Below are 23,105 nucleotides of genomic sequence, written 5' to 3'. Positions count from 1 at the left end.
ACAGTGATAAAGGCGAACGCTACGCTTCTCCAGAATCGATTTCGTTCCCTCCACTACGTTTGCACGTTGGCAAGCACAATCGAAGTTGCATTTCAACTTTCGCCCATGAACCTTAAATCCATCCTACAGGATTTTTATTTTATATATATTTATAGATGATATCGGTTAAGTGTTGGTATTAGATAATAGTACTCTTCGCCAGAATATACGGGTTCGACGGGTCGCCGATCAGCGTCTGGCCGCCGCTTAGCTTCACATCTTTGTCGAGAATGACGTTCTCCAGAACGGCGCCTTCTCCGATGTAGCATTTTTGCATAATAATGGAGCCTTTAATTTTGGCACCTTTCGCCACATGCACCCCACGGAACAGGATACTGTCCTCCACTTCCCCACCCACAATACAGCCGTTCGCGAGCAAGGAATGTTTCACCTCAGCGGTGTCCAAGTATTTGGCAGGTGCCTCGTATTTAATCTTGGTTTGAACAGGCTGTTCCTTGAATAGCTGCTCATACAGTCCACTATTCAACAATTCCAGACTGTTGCGGTAATAGCTGTCGATCGAATTGATCACGGCATGATAGCCATCATAGGCATACGCAGCAATGTTCAAGCCATCCGGGTTTTTCTGAATCACATCACGGAAGAAATGGCTTTCGCCATGAGCGATGCAGCGTTGCACCTGGCGCAGGAACAGTTCTTTTTCCATAATGAAAATTTCTGTATATATATTCGGGTGATCGGCGCTTTGGTGAATGTCCACCACATTACCGTTCCCGTCATCTTCTACTTTGACACAGGCGTCATGTTCAGGCAGCAGTTGATCCACTTTTTTGCAGACCAGCGTTACATCCGCGCCCTTGCTTATATGGTACCTGTACACATCCTGCAGATCTGCTTTGGTTACGTGCCGACTACCTGCATGGACAACATATTGCCCTGAACCCCGGCGGAAGAAATCGAGATTATTGTGAAAATGCTGCAAATCCCCTTGTGACGTATCGGTTGGATCGTTCCAGTCCGGTGGTAAAATAAACATACCGCCATGCTTGCGATCCAGATCCCACGGCTTGCCGTCTCCCAGATGATCCATGAGTGAACGGTACTTGCGACGCACAAATACACCGATACTCTCAATGCCAGCATTCATCATATTGGATAATACAAAATCAATCAGACGGTAACGCCCGGCATAAGGCACCGCGGCTCCGCAGCGAAAGTACGTCAATTCCTTCAATTCCTCAAGCTCATGGTCAAGGTTAATAACTCCGATCAATGGTTTCATCGCATGCACCGTCCTTTGGGGTTTAGATTAGGCTTTGCTTGTCATTCCCTCGAGAAGCTGACGTTCCAGTTCTTCCTGATCGACCAGTAATATATCACTCTCATCATCAGGGGCGGGTGACAGATGTACTCCATCCGGGATCACCAATCCTTCGGCAATAATAGCTTTGTGAATGCGTACATTTTGTCCAATCTTCACTTTTGGCATGATCACCGAATCGGTTACGGAACTGTTCTCCCCCACCTCGATTCCGTAGAACATGACGGAATGATTAACCTCACCATGCACAACACTGCCTTCACTGATGATGCAATTCCGCACCTTCGCCGATGGTGAAATATATTGCGCAGGCTGATTCGGATTTCGGGTATAGATACGCCAGTCCGGGTCGTTCAGATTAAACGGGGTTTCCTCATCCAGAAGGTCCATATTGGATTCCCACAGACTGCGGATCGTACCTACGTCCTTCCAATACCCTTCAAATGGATAAGCGTATAGTGATTTTTCATTTTCAAGCAACAAGGGAATGATATCTTTGCCAAAATCATAGGAGGTGGATGCCTGCTGTTCGTCCTGGATCAGGAAACGTTTCAGCACATCCCACTTGAAGAGATAGATACCCATGGAAGCAAGCGTGCTCTTGGGTTCAGGAGGTTTTTCTTCGAATTCATAGATGCGATAATCATCGTGGGTGTTGAGCAACCCGAACCGGCTGGCTTCTTCCAACGGAACGTCAATGACCGATATGGTGCAATCTGCATCCTTTTCTTTATGGTATTGAAGCATTTTCTCGTAATCCATTTTATAGATATGATCCCCTGACAAGATGAGCACATGCTCAGGATCGAATTGTTCGATAAAATTCAGGTTACGGTAGATCGCATCCGCCGTACCGCGGTACCAGTTACTACCGTCTTCACGTTCGTGAGGAGGAAGTACATATACCCCGCCATTTTTGCGGTCCAGATCCCAATCACTGCCAATGCCGATATAGGAGTGCAGCACCAGAGGTTCGTATTGGGTTAATACACCGACCGTGTCGATGCCAGAATTGGAGCAATTACTTAGAGGAAAATCAATGATGCGGTAGGTTCCGCCAAAATAAACAGCAGGCTTGGCCAGTGATTTGGTCAGTCCCTTTAATCTTTTGCCTTGCCCTCCAGCGAGCAGCATCGCTACAACTTCTTTTTTTGCCATCATTACAGCCTCCTCCATGTGCATTCGTTCTAATTCATTTCAGAGCCCATAATCCGATATGCTGTTGTGTGGACACTTTTGTCATGATTAGGAGCATGCTGTACAGACTGTGTTGCATTGAAAATGCAGCCAAACGTTGTTCTTTGTAATGTCTGAAAGTAGATGATACATGCAGAATTGCCTGTACTTGTTGTGTAGAGGTGATAGGTGGATGTAAAAATTAAGGTGTACCCCGTGAAAAATGCAATACATTACTCCTATATAACATTAAACACGAAACGGGCTGAGGAATCTTGCTGGAAAACTTCGACAAAAGTTTAAGTGGATATCACTCCTTCCTTTATGCCGCTGTTATTAAATATTGTATTCGATGATGGGTCTGCAAAATCCTTTTGGAAAACTTTTTGGGGATTTAATTATCGCTCCCTTTTCCTTCCGAGCAACATATCGCTCACTGCACTCACGAGTAAAGAAAAAAACGCAGAAACCAATTTATGGTTTCTGCGCCCCAATAATTACGGATACGATGCTCTCCCTCAGCTGATCTGCATTTTTCGTTTGATACGGATCTGCATTGAAAATAATAGCATCCGCAATATAGCCTTCTGCAATCTGTCCCAATTCGTTGCCACGACCCAGAATCTCAGCAGCATTGGTCGTCGCAGATTGCCACGCCTCTGCGCGGGTCAAGCCATAATCGATCAGCGTATCCAACTCTTGCAGATTATAGCCATGCAGTGAAGGTGTGGCGTAATCGGTACCGAAACCGAAACGAACTCCTGCTCTTTTGGCATATCCGATGGCTGTAGAATGAGCTTCCGTAGCGCGAGCAGCACGATCACTGATAACAGTAGGCAACGCCAGCACGCCTTTTGGATCTGCGGCAATACGATAAATCGATGTGGTGGGCACAAAGGCCGTTCGGGACTGCGCAAGTCTGCTGGCCTGATCCTCCGATAAGAACATTCCATGTTCCACCGATTCCACCCCGGCCTGAATTGACCAGTCTATCGTCACTCCACCCCAGGTATGAACTAACACCTTTTTATGGTGAGCATGGGCATGACGAACGATGAACGCGAACTCTTCCTCCGAAAATACAGGATCGAGCACTTGTTCCGTAGGGGCTCCCAGCCCACCTGTCGCCATGATTTTAATCCAGCCCGCGCCTGTATCAAAAATCCCGTTCAACCGTTGTTCTAGATGCTTCACACCACGGGCATCTGCCGCTCCCAGCATTTCACTGCTGGTTTCAACTCTTAAGGGATGTTGATAGTGCTGAGCGAGATGCCGAGCGGTGCTTGGCAGCATTCCACCTGCATCGCGAGCCGTAGTTACTCCCGTCCGGAGGGTAGCTGCAAAAGCTTGCGCCTGCATCTCTTCAACCTCATGGCTGTCACGTTTCAATTGATCTGCATGGTCAAAGTCTGTCCAGGCCAGATGCGTATGAAGATCAATAACTCCGGGACTTATCCATAAATCTGTACCCGGAGGCGATGGGTTATCATTCTGTGTCACGGATTCTGTAACAGATGCAAACCGTCCATTCTGAATGGAGATATCGAACCGTTTGCCTTCAATACCTGCTATAAAAATATGTTTAAAGCTTTGCTCCTCCGATTTCACCTGGGTCATATTCATTCCCCCCAAACGAGGCGAACAGCCTGGACTGCTTGCTCATGGTCCTCATTCAATAATGCCGCAATGGTCGCAACAGCTTCCTCCACACCTGCCAAGGACGCATTACCCCCAAAATGATTAATTCGCAGAAGCTGACCAAAAAGTTCTCCGTCCCCCGGAGCAACGATGCCGATCGGCTGATCGATATGCAACTTCTCCTCCCCTGCAATCCGAACCGTCGTAGTCAGTGTCGAATATGTTCTGTTATCTTTTTGCCAAGGCTCCAGACCCAAGGCCTGAATTCCCGCTATAGCAGATAACGCAGCCTGTTCATGACGCTTGATCACCTGCTCCAAACCTTCAGACTCAATAGCTGTCAAAGCCAAAATCAGTGCTCTGGCTTCCAGCGTTGGAATGTTGGGAGGAACCCGAACGGGTGCAGCCCCTTCGCCGGAGGGCTTCAGATCAAGCAAAGACAGGATGGAGTTGCGCGGTGCGTGCGCATTAGATTCGAGAAATTCCCATCCACGCGGCGAAATGCTTACTGCGCTGATGCCGTTAGGCCCGGCCAGGGCTTTTTGTGCACCAACAGCTACAAAATCAACGCCCCATTCATCTACCAGCAGAGGCTCTCCCCCAATTGCTGAGACGGAGTCGCTCACCGTAATCAGGTTATGGGCACGCGCAATCTTTATAATTTCTTCTGCGGGATTAGATCCGCCTGTAACCACCTCTGCTTGAACAAAGGATAGCGCGGATGGTTGATATTTTTCAATCGCGGCAGCTACCTTCTCCACAGGTACAACTTCATCAAAAGGAACTTTGACTTCAATAACCGTTGCCCCTCCGCGTTCAAGCCACTGACCAAACAAACTGCCATAAGGCCCTGTTACGACATTAACTATCGTACGACCCGGTGCAGATATTCCAGCTGCCACGGCCTCTATGCCCAAGATGGCCTCTCCCGGGATGATCACCGGAGGATACTTCGTAGACAGAAGCCTGGAGAGCAATTGTGTAAGCGTATCGTATTCCGACAGGGTAAGGGGTATGTTCCCTTTATATTGTTGGCTCATATAAACCTCCTAAAGAACTTGATTCCGGCATCTTTGGAACTGCGGACAGCAGCTCTCGGCTGTATGCCGTTTCAGGTCGTGTGAAGAATTGATCTTTGGGACTAATCTCCACAAGTTGACCCTGCCGCATGACTGCTACCGTATCGCTAATGGCATGGATAACTCCAAGATCGTGGGAAATGAACAGTAGTGTAAGATTAAGTTCCTTCTTAAGTGAACTGAACAGATCGAGCACACTCCGCTGTACAGAAACATCCAATGCACTCGTCGGCTCATCCGCAATCAGCAGACTCGGCTCTACGCTTAATGCACGTGCAATGGCGATCCGTTGGCGCTGACCGCCGGAAAATTCATGCGGATACTTGTCCAGTGCCCTGCTTTCCAACTTAACACGGGCCAAGAGCTCTCTCGATCTTTTCTCCACCTGTGAACGGTCTACAATGCGATGAAACAACAGTGCTTCAGCAAGAATTTGGCGAATGGAATGTTTGGGATTCAGTGAAGCATCCGGATTTTGGAAGATCATCTGTATGCTTTTATACTGCTCACGGCTTCTTTTCTTCTTTAATTGTTGATCCCCCAGCAAAATCTGCCCCTCATCCGGCGTAATTAACCCGGCAATGACTCGCGCAAGGGTAGATTTGCCCGAACCGGACTCACCGACAAGACCGAGCGTGGTATGCTTCTGAAGATTTAGTTTAATATTGTCCAGCGCAGTAAAGTCACCATATTGAACCGTTACATTCTGGACTTGCAAAGAAAATTCCATCGTTATTCGCTCCCTTCAAGCTTCGGTAAAGGAAGCACCGAGTTAATAAGCATCTGGGTGTAAGGATCTTGCGGGTTTTGCAAAAGGTCAAGCGAAGCCCCGTGCTCCACAATCCGCCCCTGCTTCATCACACACAGCTTCGAGCACAGCGTGGCTGCAATCGCCAGATTATGTGTTACAAAGACCATGGCGAATCCCAGTTCACGCTGCAAACATTGAATCGTCTCCATAATTTGACGCTGCACAGTAACGTCCAGCGCTGTTGTTGGCTCATCACAGAGCAGAATGCCTGGCTTGCACGCCAGGGCCAGTGCAATGACTACCCGCTGACACTGCCCACCTGACAGCTGGCTAGGGTATCGGTCCTCACGCTTCAACGAGTCGGGGAGCCCCAACAGTTCAAGTAATTCCAGCGCTGCTATCCTGGAGGCCTTCCTGCTTAACTTTTGCCTGTAATAGACAACTTCCGCCAGCTGTTTAACAACGGGACAGAGCGGATCGAGCGCACCTCTCGGGTCTTGAAATACCATTGAGCTGTTCACGTCACTCCGAATGGCTCCGCCCGTTTGCTCCACACCGCTTGGCAACAGTCCCAGAATCGAACGTAGTGTAAGTGATTTCCCGGAACCAGATTCACCTACTAACCCCAGGCTCTCCCCTCGCCCGAGCGAGAAATGTACATCTTGAACTAATTTTTGATTTGACTTGGTTGACAGAGACAGTGCCTTGACTTCAAGAATCGGATCTGTGGACATTATTTTTTCCTCCATACATCGGCCAATCCATCACCGACAAGCGACAAAGCAATTCCCGTGTAAACGACTGCTAATCCCGGAACTGCCGAGAGCCACCAGGCTGTCGTGATAAAGGATTGTCCATCCGAGATCATCGTGCCCCAATCCGGGGTCGGTGGTGCGATGCCAATACCCAGGTATCCAAGCGTAACAATCGCCACCAGCAGCCCCACCATATCCGTCATTAGGACAACGATCGCCTGAGGCAATACATTGGGCAGGAGATGACGAAGAATAATCCGTATTCCTGGTAAGCCCAGTGTCTGTGCGGATGCGATCCATTCCTGCTTGCGGTACGATGCACTCAGCCCCCTGACCACACGGGCAAATACAATCCAGCCAACGAGCATAAACGTAATATAAATCCCCCGCTCACCTGCTCCGCTGGCAAAAGCCACAATAATGACAATTAGATAAAAAGGGAAAGCGATAAGTGTATCGGTAACTAACGATATGACCTTATCAATCCATTTTCCGTAATACCCTGCGAGCATCCCTAGAAATACGCCCATGCAAAAGGGTACAATTTCCGCCAGCACCATAATGCTCAAATCGGTTCGCGCGGCATAAATCAGTCTAGTAAACAAATCACGTCCCAGTTGGTCTGTGCCCAACCAATGTTCAGCAGACGGAGGTTGCAAAAAGGCACTCAAATTTTGCTCCGAAGGATCATAAGGACTAATCCACGGTATGATTACAGCCAAGATAATCAGCACGGCAAACATTAGACTTCCCACAAGCAGGGTAGGTGTTTTCAATATACGATTCATGAGACTGGTGTTTTGGCTGTCTTCATATAACTGAGGTTCTGTTCGTATCGTTTTCATGGTTTTCCTTTCGTTCTGGGATCAAGCCACCTGGACAGAAGCTCTATCAGGAGACTGATGATCACGACAGATACAGCACAGTAAAGGGCTATGCCTTGAATGACCGGGAAATCCCGTTTGGAAATGGAACTAAACAAAAGACTGCCAATTCCTTTGATACCAAATACCTGTTCAACGACCAATGTGCCGCCAATGAGATAAGAGATATTAACGCCAAGAAGGATCAGCGTCGGAAGCGCCGCATTGCGCAGGACATGTTTGAATAGAATGACCCGGCTCGGTAATCTCGCAGCCTTCAATGTAACTACAAAATCAGATTCCAGTACTTCAAGCATCTGGGCTCTTAATGAACGAACCAATGTTGGAATCTGTGAAAAAGCTACGGTAATGGCGGGAAGTGTCAAACTGTATAAGGTGCCCCACCACCCTTCACCGACTCCACCAACGGGAAACCAGTGAAGATGAACACTCAGCAGCAGAATCAAAAGGATGCCAACCCAGAAGATTGGCATACCTAGCGTTACCGTAGGAAAAATACGTATCAAATGATCCAGCAGCTTATCCTTGTGTGTAGCGGCCAATGTAGCAAGCACGAGTGCAATGACAATTGCCAATGCACACGCCATGCCAATGAGCAGCAAGGTAACGGGTGCCCGATCAGCAATCAACTCTCTGGTCGAGGTTCCGTTAATAATGGAATTGCCGGTATCCCCCTGAGTGAACAGTGTCTTCACAAACCGTATGAATTGTTCCCCCAGCGGCAGATCCAGCCCGAGAGCATGGTGCATGCTCTCAACGGCCTCGGGGGTGCTGTACTCGCCAAGAATCATTTTGGCAGGATCACCTGGTACCATTCTGATGAGAAAAAAGACTGCTGTCATCACACAAAGGATCACTGCCAACGCTCTTCCCACAGTACTGATCAACCAAAACTTCTTCATTTCTGAATACGAACGTCTTCAAAACGCACACTGCCGTTAGGCAAAACAACAATGCCATCTACTGAAGAACGAACGCCAATCAGAATATCCGGATAATAAAGCGGAATGTAAGGCACTTCATCGGCAAGCGTTTGAAGCAGTTTGGAGTATATTTCGGCACGACCATCACCGTCCGGTGTTTGTTGGCCTTTATACAGAAGCTTAGTTACTTCATCATTGGTGTAATGCGTCCAGTAAGATTTGCTGAAACCATCTGGGTCGGTCTGGAAAGCAATAATCGAGTTCGCTTCTGGAGAATCGGCTTGCCCACTGTTCAGCATCGCTGCGAAATCATAAGCAAAGAATCGTTCACGGAAGGTGGCTAATTCAATCGATTCAATCTCGATGTTAATGCCAATTTGTTTACCCGCTGCCTGAATGATTTGCGCTTCTTGGGCTCTAGTGCTGTTGCCTGAAGCTACAAGCAGTTTTGTAGTGAATCCATCAGGGAAGGCCGATTTAGCCAGTTCCGCTTTCGCTGCATTTACATCAAAATTTAATGCCTTGAGTGTATCATTCGAATTGTAAGGAATCGTTGTAGGCAGCAATGAATTAGCCGTCTGTGCATAACCAAAGGTAAGCGCCTTAGTCAGACCGTCACGATCAAGTGCTAGAGCCAAGGCCCGACGAACATGCACATCAGAAAAATGCTTATCCAACGTATTAAAGAACAATTGCTCTGTCACCCAGCTGCCGCTGGTTACAACAGTTGTATCTGCGCCATTTTTAATTTCATCGGCATTTTGCAGAGCCAGCGACTCAATGGCATCCACTTCTCCTGCTTTCAACTGGTTGATTGCTTGGCTGTCATCTTCTATCAGCTTGTAAACAAGTTTATCAACCGATGGCTTTCCTTCTTGCCAGTAGTGAGTGTTCTTAGTAAAGGTTACATCGCCTGCAGGGTCCCACTGCTCAACCACAAACGGTCCAGTACCAATCGGTTTCTTGAAAAATTCTTCCTCGGTAACTCCGCCAAAATTGTTCGGAACAATACCGTTCGAGAAGTTGGACAGCTCCGAGATAAACGGCGTATACGGCTCTTTAAGCGTAATAACCAATGTATGGCTATCCGTTGCTTTGACAGTGTCTACCTTGGCCGATATCGCCAATGGGCCGCCAACCTTCAAGTGCCGCTCCAGTGAGAATACGGCATCCTCTGCCGTAACATCTGTGCCGTTGGAGAACTTCAAGCCATCACGCAACACAAACGTATACGTCAAACCGTCATCACTGATGTTATGCGACTTGGCAAGCCAGTCCACAATCTCGCCTTTGTTGTCAAAAGCAACCAAAGGTTCAAATACTTTATCAATGGCAAAAGCATTGTTCGATGTAATCTGATTATGCAAATCAAACGAGGTTACGGAAGCCGGCCGACCATATACAAAAGTCCCTCCCGTTGCAGTCTCGTCCGTCTTTGAATTTTCATCCGTACCTTGACTCGTACCTGGCTGGGCTGTTGCATTGGGAGCGGGATCATTGTTCGATCCGGAGCAACCGCTAACGATTACCAATAATAGAACAGCTAACGCTCCTACCCATAATGACTTTCTGGTTGATGATTTAAACTGTGACATGACTGACTCTCCCCTTCCAATAAAGCTTATGTGTTTAGTATGGATTGATTATGGATTAAAGCACCCCCTCTGTCAAACAAAAAATAATGACTATTGCGGGATAAAAACTATTTTATCCAATGAAGGAAATGTATCCGTATTTATAAGTCTCAGAAGTTCGCACAACACAAAAAAGCCAGATTATATTCTGGCTCTCTTTGTTCTTAACTCTATATGATTTTGCGGAACAGCTCCATGACTTCATCCCTGGATGGTTGATACGGATTGCCCGGTGCACAGGCATCTTTCATGGCATTATCCGCCAGCAACTCAACATCAGGGTCTCTCACACCTAATTCAGACAGTTTCTCGGGAATGCCAACCTCCTTGGAAAGCTGACGAATGGCTTCAATCACATACTCCGAGCACTCCTCATCTCGTTTGCCTTTTACATCCATACCGATTGCTTTGGCAATATGACGGAATTTACCTGGCACATGCTTTGCATTCAATTCCTCTACATAAGGGAGCAACATCGCGTTACATACCCCATGCGGCAGATCATAGACTCCACCAAGTTGATGGGCCATCGCATGAACATAACCCAAGCCTGCATTGTTAAAAGCAATCCCGCCAAGAAAACACGCATACGTCATATGCTCTCTTGCTTCCAGATCACTGCCGTCCCTGACGGCTCTTGGCAAATATTCAAAGATCAGCTCAACGGCAGCCGCCGCTGTAGCACTCGTCACTGTGAACCCACCAGGCGTCACCATAGCTTCCACCGCATGGGTTAATGCATCCATGCCCGTAGCCGCAGTAAGACTGGCTGGCTTGCTCAGCATCAGTTCCGGGTCATTCACCGACAGGTCAACGAGACTGTTTCGATCCACCATCACCATTTTCACCTTGCGTTCCTCATCTGTAATCACGTAGTTCATGGTCACCTCACTCGACGTGCCAGCCGTTGTGTTAATGGCAACAAGCGGCACGGACTTGTGTTTCGATTGATGCAAGCCTTCATAATCACGGATATGTCCACCGTTGGTTGCTACAATGCCAATACCTTTGGCAGCATCCTGAGGTGAACCTCCGCCTATCGATATAATGGCGTCACAGCCATGATCCTGAAATACGTGAAGTCCGTCATGTACATTCTGACAGGTTGGATTGGGCTGAACCTCATCATATACCACATAGTCTAATCCTGATTTTCTTAGTATAGACAGCACTTGTTCAGCAACGCCGGAAGAAATCAATCGACGATCACTTACGACAAGCGCTTTGCGAATACCCATTTTCTCAATCATCTTGCCTGCTTCGTGTAAACACCCTCTGCCCATCAAGTTCACGGGCGGAACATAATAAGCGTGTGTTGCCATCTGAACCAGCCTCCTGTTACCCCTGATTTACTGTCTTTATTGTAACTGAATCCGTTTTCAGATATAGTGAAATAAATCACAACCAAGTTGATAAATGTTTCATTTGGACGGATTTATCCAATAATTATGACTGTTCTTCAGTAACTGGCTCATCGGTGCGTGATTAAAAAAGACAAGTGAATTTGGGATTCACAGAATTCATAACTCTATCGAAAAACAGGGGCTGTCCCTGGTCATTTTCATGACTTCTGGGACAGCCCCCTACAGATCTTCAGCAATTTAGAAGCTCCTGAATCGGCATGTAATAGACGGGATAGGCTCTGCCTTGTTCAAAACCAAGCTTACCCGCTATTGAAATGGAATCATGACGGAAATCTTCTGTCGTCCAGTGTGGAACACAATCCCGTTCCAGAACGAATTGCACATAAGCACTTGCCATGGCCGTAGCCAGACCCTTGCCACGGTGTATTGGATCGTAGGTGTTGATGCCTGTTTCATGGTGAATACCACTGACAAACACTGAGATACATGTACCTACAACCTGCCCTTCACATACCGTGCATGTGCCTGCTCCGTATCGGAAGAAGTCCTCCACCGAATGCCAGAATTTCAAAATTTCATGCTCAATGATACAGCTTTTGTCCTCCAGCATTACAGCTTGATCGATAACTTGAAGCTCATATCCAGGGGGAACGAACAAGGAGCTGGAACTGCGTTCCAGCCACTGCTCATACTTCGCAAGATTGAATTGAAAAGGAACTCGCAATCCTTCTCGCAAACGTCCATTGAACATGTGATCCAGGACTGGAGACCAACCCGAGCCGGGCTCGGGGTAAACTTCAAGATTCAGCATGTCTTCGCCAGCACCTAACGCTTCAGGTAATAGCTCCTGAACAAGCACTTCACTGACAAGCCTGTTGAACTGTTCATTATCCGATCTTCCGATCAGGTAAAACATTTCGTTTTTGGCCCAAATCAGGGCGCTTTTCGGAGCATGAAGCTGATCTGCATAGACACGCCCGCATTGAAGTCCTGCAAGTACTCCTCCCATGACCACATGCCCGTTTGTACCCGAGATGATGGGCGCCAATTGCTTCCTTTGGGACGGTTGATCCAGTAAAACCAACATGGTATAACCTCGCATTCTTTGTATAGGGTAGGTAAATAAATACATTCAAATCCACCCTGCCTCAGAATGCTGTAACGTCAGGTTTATTCCTCGTTCCCTTTCACCTCTTCGACCTTTATTTTTATTGACCTAGAGAATATTTACCCTTGCCACTCCGATGACAGAACAACCTTCCGATCGCTGTTATCCCCAGATTTTTTTGATTCCCTATTTAAAGGGAAAATCCGGGGATAAAGGCGAACGCTCCGCTTCTTCAGGTTATTTCTGTCCTCTGCGTTATCGTGTAAATGTTTAGTTCAATATATATAGTTTACAGCGCCTTATCGTCTACTGCATCCAACCATGCTTCGATATCGCCGATAACGGAGGATACGCAGCCGTCTTCAAACGGAGAATTCAGACCTGCCAGTTCTACCAACCCTGTGAAGGACAGGCTTCCTCCGGCTTTACACAATGTCAGGTAGTCAGCCCATGCGGACTTCATATCCTGGTTGCTGCGTTTCCAGAACTGGAATGCACAGATTTGTGCCAGTGTATAGTCAATATAATAGAACGGCGACGAGAAGATATGACCCTGCTTGTGCCAGAATCCGCCTTGTTCCAAATAGGCGTTATCCTTGTAATTGATGTGGGGCAGATAAGTCTTCTCAATATTGCGCCAAGCCTGCTTGCGCTCCGCTGGTGTTGCATCCGGATTTGCATAGACAAAATGCTGGAATTCATCGACTGCTACGCCGTAAGGAATGAAGAGCAGTCCAGAAGACAGGTGATCAAATTTGTATTTGTCCGTATCTTCCTTGAAGAACAATTCCATCCACGGCCATGTGAAGAATTCCATGCTCATGGAATGAATCTCTGCGGATTCATACGTCGGCCAGTTGTACTCAGGCACTTCGAAGTGACGGCTCTCATAGACCTGGAACGCGTGACCCGCTTCGTGTGTCAATACGTCGATATCGCCCGATGTACCGTTAAAGTTGGAGAAAATAAACGGCACTTTGTAATCGTTCAGGAAGGTACAATAGCCCCCACCCTGCTTGCCTTTTTTGCTCACCAGATCCATTAGTTCATTGTCGGTCATCATCTGGAAAAACGTATCTGTTTCCGGTGACAATTCAGCGTACATTTTCTTACCATTGTCAATGATCCAGTCGGCATCCCCTTTAGGTGTCGGGTTACCTGTCTTAAAGCTGAAGCCCTGATCGTAAAAATAGAGGGTATCCACATCAATCCGGCTGCGCTGACGCTCTCTGAGCTTCGTCGCTACAGGCACGATATAATCACGGACTTGTGCTCTGAAATTGGACACCATCTCCGCGTTGTAATCGGTACGGTTCATACGGTCATAACCGAGTTCAACATACGATGGATATCCCAGCTTCTTCGCGATCTGCGTACGCACTTTCACCAAATCGTCGTAAATGCGATCGAATTCAGCCTCATGTTCAGCCATGAACGTATATCTTGCTTCCGATGCGCGTTCCCGCATGGTGCGATCCGTGGACAACTCAAAAGGATGCAACTGCGGCAATGTGCGTTCTTCACCTTCAAACGGAATTTTGGCCGAAGCAATCAGCTGGTTGTATTCCGTGGAAAGTTTGTTTTCTTTCTGAAGGTCCTCGATAATTTCAGGGCTGAATGTTTTCAGGGACAGATCCGCCAGCTGGAACAGCTGTGACCCCCATTTTTGTTCCAGTTCAGCACGAAATTTGGAGTTTACCAATGCCCGATAATAATCGGTGATGTATTCTTGAATGATCGGAGAGCTTTCATCTAAAAATTCATTTTCTGCTTTGTAAAATGTATCATTGGTATCAATGGAATGACGGATGTAGACCAATTGTGCCTGAGTCTCAAAGTCACTGCGCAAAGCGTTAATCTTGTCCATATATCCACTTTGCTCTTCAACCGTAGTCGAGGCTTCAAAACCACTCAGAAGCTCACGGAATGACGTTTTGATTTGTTCCAGATCGGGACGTGTATACGTATACTCACTAAATTTCATTTATGTACACCCTTTCCTGTTAGGCATATTTCGGGATTCCCCGAGTTGAACTAAACCCTATTATACAAAAGAGCAGCCTAAAAATCCCAACTTTACGAAAAATATTTGTCCATCGGTCAAATGGAGCTACATCACTCGTTACATATGTTACGCATGAATGTTAGGTACAATACACAAGTAAAAGATGCTGCATCAGCAGGAAATGGGTTTTCCTCCGAGCAGCATCTCATTGAATCAGGAATATACGTGATAAACGGAGCCGTTACTGAACGTTCACATACCAGTTAGAGTAATTGATCTGGCCGTTGCCTTTTGTAATCTCGGTTCCATATTCAACACTGCTGACATATTTGCTGTTGGTAAAGTAACTTTTGGAGATCAGATAATCAGTGAAGTTTTTGACGTTGATGCTAAAGTTGTTAGGAGATTTTGACTTCTTCAGGAACGAGTATACCCACCATTGATGCACTCCGTTGTCGGTAATCTCCCCGCGATACAGATCATAGGTTTGTCCACCAATGGATACATCCGAGAACACTTTGGAACCAATGGGACCTACACCGGAAGTCCATTCGTTCCAGATCATGATCTCCTCGGTAGGTGTACTCGACCAAGTCGCATTACCGATGTCATGCAGCCAGATATCATACGCATTATTATATTCCCCATTGGTGTTGGACGCCTTAGAATAACTTACTCCGGTATTGATACTTTTGTTCGCAGACAATCGTGTTGGCAGCCCACTTCCTGGCGTGTAGCCCTCTGTCCAGTGCCAGCCGCTGACAAGAGAAGGATAAGCTTTGACTCCACCCGCAGTTGTTGGCCAGTTCCAAACGTAACCCAGATCTGTATTACTGTTCACATACACGGACTGAGACCAGCCACTGACACTCGAACTACCCCAGCTATTGTTGAATATATAGTACTTGTTGTTGCTGAAATTAAGTTTGGCATACGCTGTGGAATCCGATGCTGCGCTGGCTGTAATTGGAACGGCCGCAATCAGTAATGACATGACCAGCAGCATCCATGCTTTCTTGCCTGATCTTTTTTTCATCTTCAAACCCATAATGTTAGCCTCCCGTTAACTTTAATGTAAACGCTTACAGATGTAAGTGTAAAACATTCCCATATACAAGCATACCACTTAAATCCGACATTATTTCATGCTATTTTTAGACTTTTTGGCATTATATACAAATAAGCCCGCCTCGCATCCATTGCGAAGCCAGCTTATAGGCTTGTCTTTTCAAGTATTTTTCAATATACCCTAGTGTTGATCGTTGTCCATAATCTTGTAGAACCAGCCCATTCCGACCATTCCCACAACCATAATGATACCCATAATAATGATATATGTCATGAATGTAACCCCCCTGCTCCGTATTTCTTCACACTACTATCAGTTTACACGGTGAAACCCATTTTGAATTGACTGAACATTGACAAAAATACGAAATCTTCATTTCCACTCAACATATTGTGTCCTTTTTCATTGTAATTCCAACCGTTATCGCATTACTCCCTCTGATTTAAATGATATTCGATTATTCAACATTCCTCTTTTTCTATAGATATATCATATCATAGCGTACGATTTACCTTGCTCTTGTAGTGAACAAAGTTTCATCCGCCATCCTTACGGTGTATACTATACTTCTATGAATTGGAATTGGATTATACGCAGAAAGGTTTGAACTGAATGTCGACTCGAATACCCTATTATCGTCAGCTATTATTCGCTTGTTTACTAACTCTTATGCTGTTTATACTATCCGCCTGCGCTGATGGTGAAGCTCATGTCACGGTTAATATGGACGGTTCATCCGATCTGGATCTGAATCTCAGCGTAACCGACTCAGCCTTGGGTATGATAGGACAAGACAATCTCATGACACTGCTCGCAGATACGTTGAAACAGAACAATTTCCAGGCCGAAGTTTCGGATCAGGGAGATCGGACACAACTCAAAGCGACAACCCATTATGAGAAAAGTAATACCGTCTCTACTTTCAGCACGTCGGATCTGCCTGATGGAATCAAGGTGGAGCAATCCACTACACCCGGCTTCTTCACTTCCAAATTGCATATTGCTGCGGAAGCAGAACTGTTGCAGACTATACCAGATGGAGAAGTCAAAGACCAAATCAGCAAGGTCCCTGGATTTCTCAAAAACTTGCTGCTGAAAGATGTCAACTTTGATTTCAAGCTGACGCTGCCGATCAAGGCGCAGGATTCCAATGCAGATCTGGTCGAAGATCATGGAAAAACCCTTATTTGGCACGTCTCCCCATTGAATACGAATAAACTGGATTTGACCGTACAGGTCCCGAATATTCGGAACATCATAATTACGGGGGGCATTGCCTTGGTGCTGATCATTGCATTACTTATCTGGTTTATGGTCCGTCGCAGACGAACCCGACAGGGTCGGAATGTATAACTAACCACAGCTCAAGAAGCTTGGATGAGATGACTACTATTTCAATTCTGACTTGCCAAACGGTGTTATGGATAGTAGAATACATCCGTACTGTGTGAACGGTTAACTTAACTATGGAAAAGCTAAAGAGGTGACAGGTTTCATGAATATCCGGGAATGCCCATTGCCTGGTATCGGAGTAAAGTACCAGTTTGATACAAAAAGCGGTAATAAGTTGGTCATTATTGTCCACGAAGACGGACGCCGTGAATTATTCTCGGTGGACCCCAATGACAACGAAGAACTTACCCTAATTGCAGAATTGGAAGATGACGAGTGCGTAACCCTTTCGGGGTTAATTGGAGGATGGTCCTGACATCTGTCAGGGTTATACCGACGGTATGCAAAATAACCTGCTCCCTCAATTAGGGGCAGGTTATTTTCTTATCCCACTATTCACAGTACAAACGCCCATCAGCGCTCGTGATGGGACCGAATGTACGGAACCCATGTATTTAGCACACGACTTATTTCCGTAGAGCTGAACGGTTTGCTGATGAAGTCCTGCATGCCGCATTTCAGACAGGCTTCACGGTCGTTCGCTCCTGCAAATGCGGTGATGGCTGCAATGACCGGAATTTCAGGGTGGGTTTGCCTAATTCTGCAGGTCGCTTCAATCCCATCCATAACAGGCATTTGGATGTCCATAAAGAGAAGATCGTATGTTTCCCTTTCCAATGCTTTCACCGCTTCTGCACCGTTCTCCACGATATCACATACACCGCCGAGCTTACGAAGCATTTCCTCCAGCAAATGACTGTTCAATGACTGATCCTCAGCTATAAGAATTTTGATCCCCGCTGCCAGACTTGTTCGATCTAGCTTCAGGTCGCTATCAGCCACCTCTTCAATCGGATCCGTGGTCTCATCTTGCCATCGTTCAAGTAACAGGGTGAATTGAAACTCTGCTCCCTCACCTGTCTCACTCTGTACACCAATGGCGCCGCCCATCAGTTCCACCAGCTTCTTGCTGATAGCCAGCCCCAGACCTGTACCTCCATATTTGCGATTGATAGCCGGATCGAGCTGTGAGAAGGACTGGAACAGTTGATGCTGCTTGTTGAACGGAATGCCAATCCCCGTATCTTTGACCGAAACTAACAAGATAAGGTGATTCTCATTGTAAAATTCCGCTGGCTTAACGTTCACATGAACCTGAATGCTTCCCTTCTCCGTGAATTTGACGGCATTGCCTACCAGATTTATTAGAATCTGACGAATCCGTGTTTCATCGCCTCTTACGCGTTCGGGAATCTGATCTGACATTTCACAGTATAGTTCAATATTCTTTTCGGAAGCTCTAAGTGCGAATAGTTCCATGACCCCGCCAAGAACGGATTTGATATCAACTGGCTGGCGTTCGAGATCCATTTTGCCTGCTTCAATCTTGCTAAAATCCAAGATCTCATTCAGAATATGCAGCAGTGATTCACCACTGTCGATGATGATATCAGCGAAGCCATTCTGCTCCTCATCCAGCTCTGTTTCTTTTAACAGATGAGCCATGCCCATGATTCCATTCAGAGGTGTACGTAGCTCATGACTCATAATCGCCAGGAACTCGGACTTGGCCCGGTCCGCATGTTCTGCCACTTCTTTGGCACGAATGATGTCCTTCACCGATGTCATATCGCGGAAAACCAGTACTGCCCCACGATTGTCCCCCTGCTCCATAATCGGTTTCAGTTGGAACTCCGCCAGGAAGCTGGAGCCATCCTGCTTCCAAAATACAGACTCAGATCGCGGCAGGCTTCGCCCTTCACGTACAGCTTGAAGAATCGGAGTGCCATTGGATGGATAAGGGATACCCTCACTTTGCATTTGTAACATAATCTCTTCAAGCGGCTTGCCATTCATTTCAGACGGGCAGAAATCCATCATCTCCGTTGCAATCGGGTTGGCAAATATCAAGTTTCCATTCTGATCCAGGCCAATGACTCCCTCAGACATGGCATTGAGAATCAACGCCCTTTCATAACTGAGATTTTCAATTTCCTCTACATACCTTTTGGACTCCGTAATATCGCTAGTTATTCCATAGACGCCTACGACCCGATCCTCGAGCAAAATCGGAACATTAATCACACTCGTTTCAATACGCTGTCCGTCTTTGTGAATCAACCCCACTTCATAGCTCTGTGCGGTTCCTTTTACGGTCTCTTCAAAGTGATGCCTCGTCTTATCCAGGTCCACCGGGTCAATGAGATGATCAAAGGATGAACTAAGAAGTTCCTCCTTGGTATGGCCTGTCAATTGCTCCTGACCTGCGTTGGCCTTCAGCAAGTTTCCGTGCAAATCCAATGAAGCAACTCCAAGTGGGTTACTGTCGAACAATGATTGGTATTCCTGAAGACTTAATTGCTGCTGCTTGCTTGCTGTAATATCACGGGTCACCGCGATCATTTCCTGCAGATTTCCCTGTTTGTCATATAGATAATGAGTGATGGTATCTGCCCATACAACAGAACCATCTTTATGCAGGAGCCGATAGCTCATTCGATCAGGAGCAAGACCCTGAATTTGACCAGCCACGTAAGCTTCGACCAGAGGCACATCGTTGGGGTGAATGCAGAACAGGCCAGATTGACCAACGACTTCTTCTGGATCATATCCCAACATGCTTTGACTGGCTGGAGATACGTACTTGAACGTCCGCTCCGGGTCGGCCTGGTGTATGGCAATCAGGTCAAGCGAGGATTCGGTCAACAATCTTGAGATTCGACTGCTCTCTTCCAACTGCTTGCGCTGTACAATCAGTCGACTCTCCGCGTCCTTCTGCTTTGAAATATCCGCTGCCTGTACAAGCAAATAAAGCGGCTCGCCTCTCGCTTCATCCCTGACGATGCAGGCTCGTAATGTCGCCCACAGAAGAGAATCATCCTTACGCTTAAGTCGTAACTCGGTTTCATACATCAGGCTTAATCCATTAGTCATATCCCAGAACTTGGATCTAAACTCCTCCATTTCTAGGTCTTCCTCATAAATCATATGTACAATCGGGGAGTCAATCAATTCATCTTCACTGCATCCCAGCATCTCGCAAAATGCCGGATTAAGCTGTAGCCAATGTCCGTTCACATGCGAGGCAACAGCAATGCCGATCGGTGCATGTGTATATAACTGTTCGAACAGAGAGCGATTCTCTACAATTGGATTCGACACCACATATCCTCCTTTATTGGGAATCTGAATATATTCCGTATGAACAGATCGACCTGAACATAACTTCATTTATAAGAGTAGTACCCCAAAAGTAATGATTTATAAACGAGATCAACAAAATTCCAGGCAATAATCGACATTCTTATCGTGTGTTCATGCTGTCTGCACCTGGTAGACATACAAAACCGCATAAGTGGCGTCATATACTACAGAATACGCGTGCATACCCTTTTGTACAAGGCTGAACATCCCAATGATACTGGAGGTTATGATTATGATCATTGTTGCGAATCAACCGATTGAGCTGGTGCGTTCGGATTGGTCTGCTTTTGCATGGCACTGGTTACAGCAACTACAGAACAGTCCAACAGTATACACATATCAATCCATGGATCATCTTCACTTTGAATGGACGTTGCGCGAGTCTCTGGTTGATGCAGCGGAAGCGCTTGATCGAAGCGGGGTCAGCTTTGCCTCATTCGAGAAATCCAGGTGCAACCCGGCATATTGGAATCGAAATGCTGAAGGTGGCTTTGAGCTAAGGGCTGAGGTGACGCCTGCGGAGGGAATCCGGGACATTTGGAAGAATGGTCATTTGTATGCCTTTGAATGTGCAACAGCGACAGTGATCGTACTGTATGGCGGAGTATTGGGCAGCATTCGGGAAGATGATTTCAATTCACTGTTTCGCAACCTGCTGCTCTACGACTGGCACTATGACAGCGATCTACGATTAACGGAGAAGAACGGCAGCGACTCTGCGCTTCCTGGAGATGTATTGTACTTCAAAAATCCGGACGTTTCCCCTGAAACACCAGAGTGGCAGGGAGAGAATACCATTATGCTGCGCGAAGACCTATATTATGGTCATGGAATCGGGATTGCAAGCGGGGAAGAAATCATTCGTTCACTGAATCAAAACCGCATTCCCGGAAGTACAGTGTCAGCCTATTTAATGGATACGGTTATTTATCCGGACTTTCTATATCTATCCCGGTATGCCAAGAACAGTAACGCGAATTCACAGACAGCCTCGTCTACCCCGGTCTTACCGGGACAGTTGTATGTACGCATTGGCGGCAGCCGTTACTTACGAACCTAAATAGCTTGAAGCGTAATTGTCATTAGGGTTACTGAAGTGCTATAACGATATTTCATGCTGAAAACCCCGGAGAGCAGTAAGTCAACTGCTGCTCTCCGGGGTTTTTTGGAGCACTTGGGACAACCAGTCCCAAACGACCGGATTGTCCCACAGTTCCATTGTTATTTAGCTGATTTCGTTCATCGATTATCCAATGGGGTCTAACTGTACAACGACCTGTTTGCCGCTCACCTGAATACCTGTCGTTTTACTGCCATACTCAGCAAGAGATTTGCACAACTGTTCTGCCCATTCCTTGCCTGCTGTTCCTTCCTTTGCTCCATGCACCTGAATGACGAGCTTCACCGAGTCCCCCTTCGTCAGGATGCGCTCTGCCTGAGATTGCTTGGTCTCCCGATCGTGGTCTTCCATCTGCAGGTTCAGTCGAATCTCCTTCACTTTACGTTTATCCGGTGATTTCGCAGCTTTCTTCTTCTCTTGCTGCTTTTCCTGCTTCGCTGCTCCAGCGCCAATCAGTTTGCAAGGTGGCGGGCTGGTCATTAGAGACATACAGATCAGATCAACCTTGTGCTGCTTCGCAAGTGCAAGTGCGTCACGAGTAGACATGATGCCGAGATCTTCACCGTTCAGGCCGGTCAGTTGCACTTCAGTCGCTTTAATCTTTTCATTTTTGATCATGGTACATCCTCCTCTACAACAAAAGCCTGTCCTGACCTATGACAGATCAAGAGCAGGCTTGGATGTTGTAACTGAATATTCATCGTATCTGGACGTAATGGTTATACGTCGGTTTTGTGCATCTTACAACGAGTTGAACGCTTCGGTCAGAACTGGAACAATTTGCGATTTACGGGATACTACGCCTTTGAGCAGCGCTCTGCTATCCGACAATGTCACATTGTACGCTTTTTCTACAGCTTTGGTGGAAGCACCATAAGCCAATGCAACAGAATCGTTGTTCAGGATGTCGGTTACGACAAATACGAACAGGTCAAGACCTTTGCTGGAAATAATCGCTTCAATCGCTGCTTCAAGCTCTGGTTGCTTCACAAGCACATCATTCACGTCAACCGCGTTCACTTGCGCAATTTCCACTTTCGCTTGGCCCATTGCGAATTCTTTCGCATCCAGGGAGATTAGTTCAGCAATCGTTTTCTGGCTCAGATCCGCGCCCGCTTTCAGCATATCCAGACCATAGCTGTCTGCATCCACACCAGCAATGGCAGCCAGTTCACGTGCTGCTGCTACATCCTGTTCTGTGCATGTTGGGGATTTAAACAACAGGGAGTCGGAAATAATCGCGGACAGCATCAGACCAGCAATCGGTGCGCTGATTTCCACGCCGTTTTCTTTGTACAATTTATTCAAAATGGTTGCTGTACAACCTACAGGTTCTGCACGGAAATACAAAGGCTGGCTTGTCTCAAAGTTCGCGATCCGGTGATGGTCGATAACTTCAACAACCGTCACGTCCTCAATATCGCTGACACTTTGTTGACGCTCGTTGTGGTCAACCAGGATGACCTTGTTCACTTCATTGGCTGCTGTTTTGATCAAACGTGGCGCTGCCACTTTGAATTGGTCCAATGCAAATTGAGTTTCGCCGTTTACTTCGCCGAGGCGAACAGCTTCAACGTCCTGACCCAATTTTGTTTTCAAGTCTGCATAGGCAATAGCCGAGCAGATCGTATCCGTATCGGGATTTTTGTGACCGAAGATTAATGCTTTTTCCATATTAATAG

At 46.7% G+C, this 23,105-nt stretch carries 19 protein-coding genes; 3 read left to right on the top strand and 16 right to left on the bottom strand.

All coding sequences use genetic code 11. The features are described from left to right. Nucleotides 1-178 precede the first annotated feature (178 nt). From glgD to ACDJ58_RS11230, 13 genes are all read right to left on the bottom strand, one after another. Nucleotides 179-1,282 (bottom strand): glucose-1-phosphate adenylyltransferase subunit GlgD, encoded by a 1,104-nt coding sequence (gene glgD / locus ACDJ58_RS11290; protein ID WP_024631848.1) that lies wholly within the window; start codon nt 1,280-1,282, stop codon nt 179-181. A gap of 27 nt (nt 1,283-1,309) precedes the next feature. Further along, nucleotides 1,310-2,479 (bottom strand): glucose-1-phosphate adenylyltransferase, encoded by a 1,170-nt coding sequence (locus ACDJ58_RS11285; protein WP_413379603.1) that lies wholly within the window; start codon nt 2,477-2,479, stop codon nt 1,310-1,312. A gap of 492 nt (nt 2,480-2,971) precedes the next feature. Next, nucleotides 2,972-4,114: an amidohydrolase family protein gene (locus ACDJ58_RS11280; RefSeq protein ID WP_413377916.1), complete on the bottom strand. Its 1,143-nt coding sequence runs from the start codon at nt 4,112-4,114 to the stop codon at nt 2,972-2,974. A gap of 2 nt (nt 4,115-4,116) precedes the next feature. Then, nucleotides 4,117-5,175: a pyridoxal-phosphate-dependent aminotransferase family protein gene (locus tag ACDJ58_RS11275; RefSeq protein WP_413377914.1), complete on the bottom strand. Its 1,059-nt coding sequence runs from the start codon at nt 5,173-5,175 to the stop codon at nt 4,117-4,119. After that, entirely contained in the window at nt 5,159-5,944 is a 786-nt protein-coding gene (locus ACDJ58_RS11270) for an ABC transporter ATP-binding protein (protein WP_413377912.1), read from the bottom strand. Before ACDJ58_RS11270 ends, ACDJ58_RS11275 begins: the two co-directional genes overlap by 17 nt. Before the next feature lie 2 nt (nt 5,945-5,946). Further along, nucleotides 5,947-6,699, bottom strand: a complete 753-nt coding sequence (locus ACDJ58_RS11265; RefSeq protein WP_413377910.1) for an ATP-binding cassette domain-containing protein — start codon at nt 6,697-6,699, stop codon at nt 5,947-5,949. Further along, entirely contained in the window at nt 6,699-7,565 is an 867-nt protein-coding gene (locus ACDJ58_RS11260) for an ABC transporter permease (RefSeq protein ID WP_413377908.1), read from the bottom strand. Before ACDJ58_RS11260 ends, ACDJ58_RS11265 begins: the two co-directional genes overlap by 1 nt. After that, nucleotides 7,562-8,491, bottom strand: a complete 930-nt coding sequence (locus ACDJ58_RS11255; RefSeq protein WP_315795473.1) for an ABC transporter permease — start codon at nt 8,489-8,491, stop codon at nt 7,562-7,564. The genes ACDJ58_RS11260 and ACDJ58_RS11255 overlap by 4 nt, the downstream gene beginning before the upstream one ends. 11 nt (nt 8,492-8,502) lie before the next feature. Continuing rightward, nucleotides 8,503-10,122, bottom strand: coding sequence for an ABC transporter substrate-binding protein (locus tag ACDJ58_RS11250; RefSeq protein WP_413377906.1), 1,620 nt, complete (start codon nt 10,120-10,122; stop codon nt 8,503-8,505). Nucleotides 10,123-10,331: 209 nt separating this feature from the next. Next, nucleotides 10,332-11,483 (bottom strand): iron-containing alcohol dehydrogenase, encoded by a 1,152-nt coding sequence (locus ACDJ58_RS11245; protein ID WP_413377904.1) that lies wholly within the window; start codon nt 11,481-11,483, stop codon nt 10,332-10,334. Nucleotides 11,484-11,754: 271 nt separating this feature from the next. Continuing rightward, nucleotides 11,755-12,612 (bottom strand): GNAT family N-acetyltransferase, encoded by an 858-nt coding sequence (locus ACDJ58_RS11240; protein ID WP_413377902.1) that lies wholly within the window; start codon nt 12,610-12,612, stop codon nt 11,755-11,757. Nucleotides 12,613-12,922: 310 nt separating this feature from the next. Further along, entirely contained in the window at nt 12,923-14,617 is a 1,695-nt protein-coding gene (locus ACDJ58_RS11235) for a M3 family oligoendopeptidase (RefSeq protein ID WP_413377900.1), read from the bottom strand. Between the two features lie 262 nt (nt 14,618-14,879). Continuing rightward, entirely contained in the window at nt 14,880-15,686 is an 807-nt protein-coding gene (locus tag ACDJ58_RS11230; protein WP_413377898.1) for a glycoside hydrolase, read from the bottom strand. Between the two features lie 633 nt (nt 15,687-16,319). Between ACDJ58_RS11230 and ACDJ58_RS11225 the strand changes: the two genes are divergently transcribed. Together ACDJ58_RS11225 and ACDJ58_RS11220 are read left to right on the top strand one after the other, a co-directional pair. Further along, nucleotides 16,320-17,060, top strand: a complete 741-nt coding sequence (locus tag ACDJ58_RS11225; protein ID WP_413377896.1) for a hypothetical protein — start codon at nt 16,320-16,322, stop codon at nt 17,058-17,060. Between the two features lie 142 nt (nt 17,061-17,202). Further along, nucleotides 17,203-17,415: a hypothetical protein gene (locus tag ACDJ58_RS11220; RefSeq protein WP_053779896.1), complete on the top strand. Its 213-nt coding sequence runs from the start codon at nt 17,203-17,205 to the stop codon at nt 17,413-17,415. 98 nt (nt 17,416-17,513) lie between these two features. Here the strand turns inward: ACDJ58_RS11220 and ACDJ58_RS11215 are convergent, their stop codons facing one another. Then, nucleotides 17,514-20,261, bottom strand: a complete 2,748-nt coding sequence (locus tag ACDJ58_RS11215; protein WP_413377894.1) for a PAS domain S-box protein — start codon at nt 20,259-20,261, stop codon at nt 17,514-17,516. Nucleotides 20,262-20,535: 274 nt separating this feature from the next. Here ACDJ58_RS11215 and ACDJ58_RS11210 point away from each other — a divergent pair, with 274 nt between their 5' ends. Then, nucleotides 20,536-21,363: a protein-glutamine gamma-glutamyltransferase gene (locus ACDJ58_RS11210; RefSeq protein ID WP_413377892.1), complete on the top strand. Its 828-nt coding sequence runs from the start codon at nt 20,536-20,538 to the stop codon at nt 21,361-21,363. Nucleotides 21,364-21,549: 186 nt separating this feature from the next. On the opposite strand, the gene infC is transcribed toward ACDJ58_RS11210, so the two are convergent. Further along, nucleotides 21,550-22,041 (bottom strand): translation initiation factor IF-3, encoded by a 492-nt coding sequence (gene infC, locus ACDJ58_RS11205; protein WP_413377890.1) that lies wholly within the window; start codon nt 22,039-22,041, stop codon nt 21,550-21,552. Between the two features lie 123 nt (nt 22,042-22,164). Beyond that, nucleotides 22,165-23,097 (bottom strand): manganese-dependent inorganic pyrophosphatase, encoded by a 933-nt coding sequence (locus ACDJ58_RS11200; protein ID WP_076289717.1) that lies wholly within the window; start codon nt 23,095-23,097, stop codon nt 22,165-22,167. Between the last annotated feature and the right edge of the window lie 8 nt (nt 23,098-23,105).

The organism is Paenibacillus taichungensis, assembly GCF_047302525.1.
Classification (GTDB): domain Bacteria; phylum Bacillota; class Bacilli; order Paenibacillales; family Paenibacillaceae; genus Paenibacillus; species Paenibacillus taichungensis_B.
The sequence above is the reverse complement of the archived record's forward strand: the minus strand, read 5'-3'. Positions and strand labels throughout refer to the sequence as shown.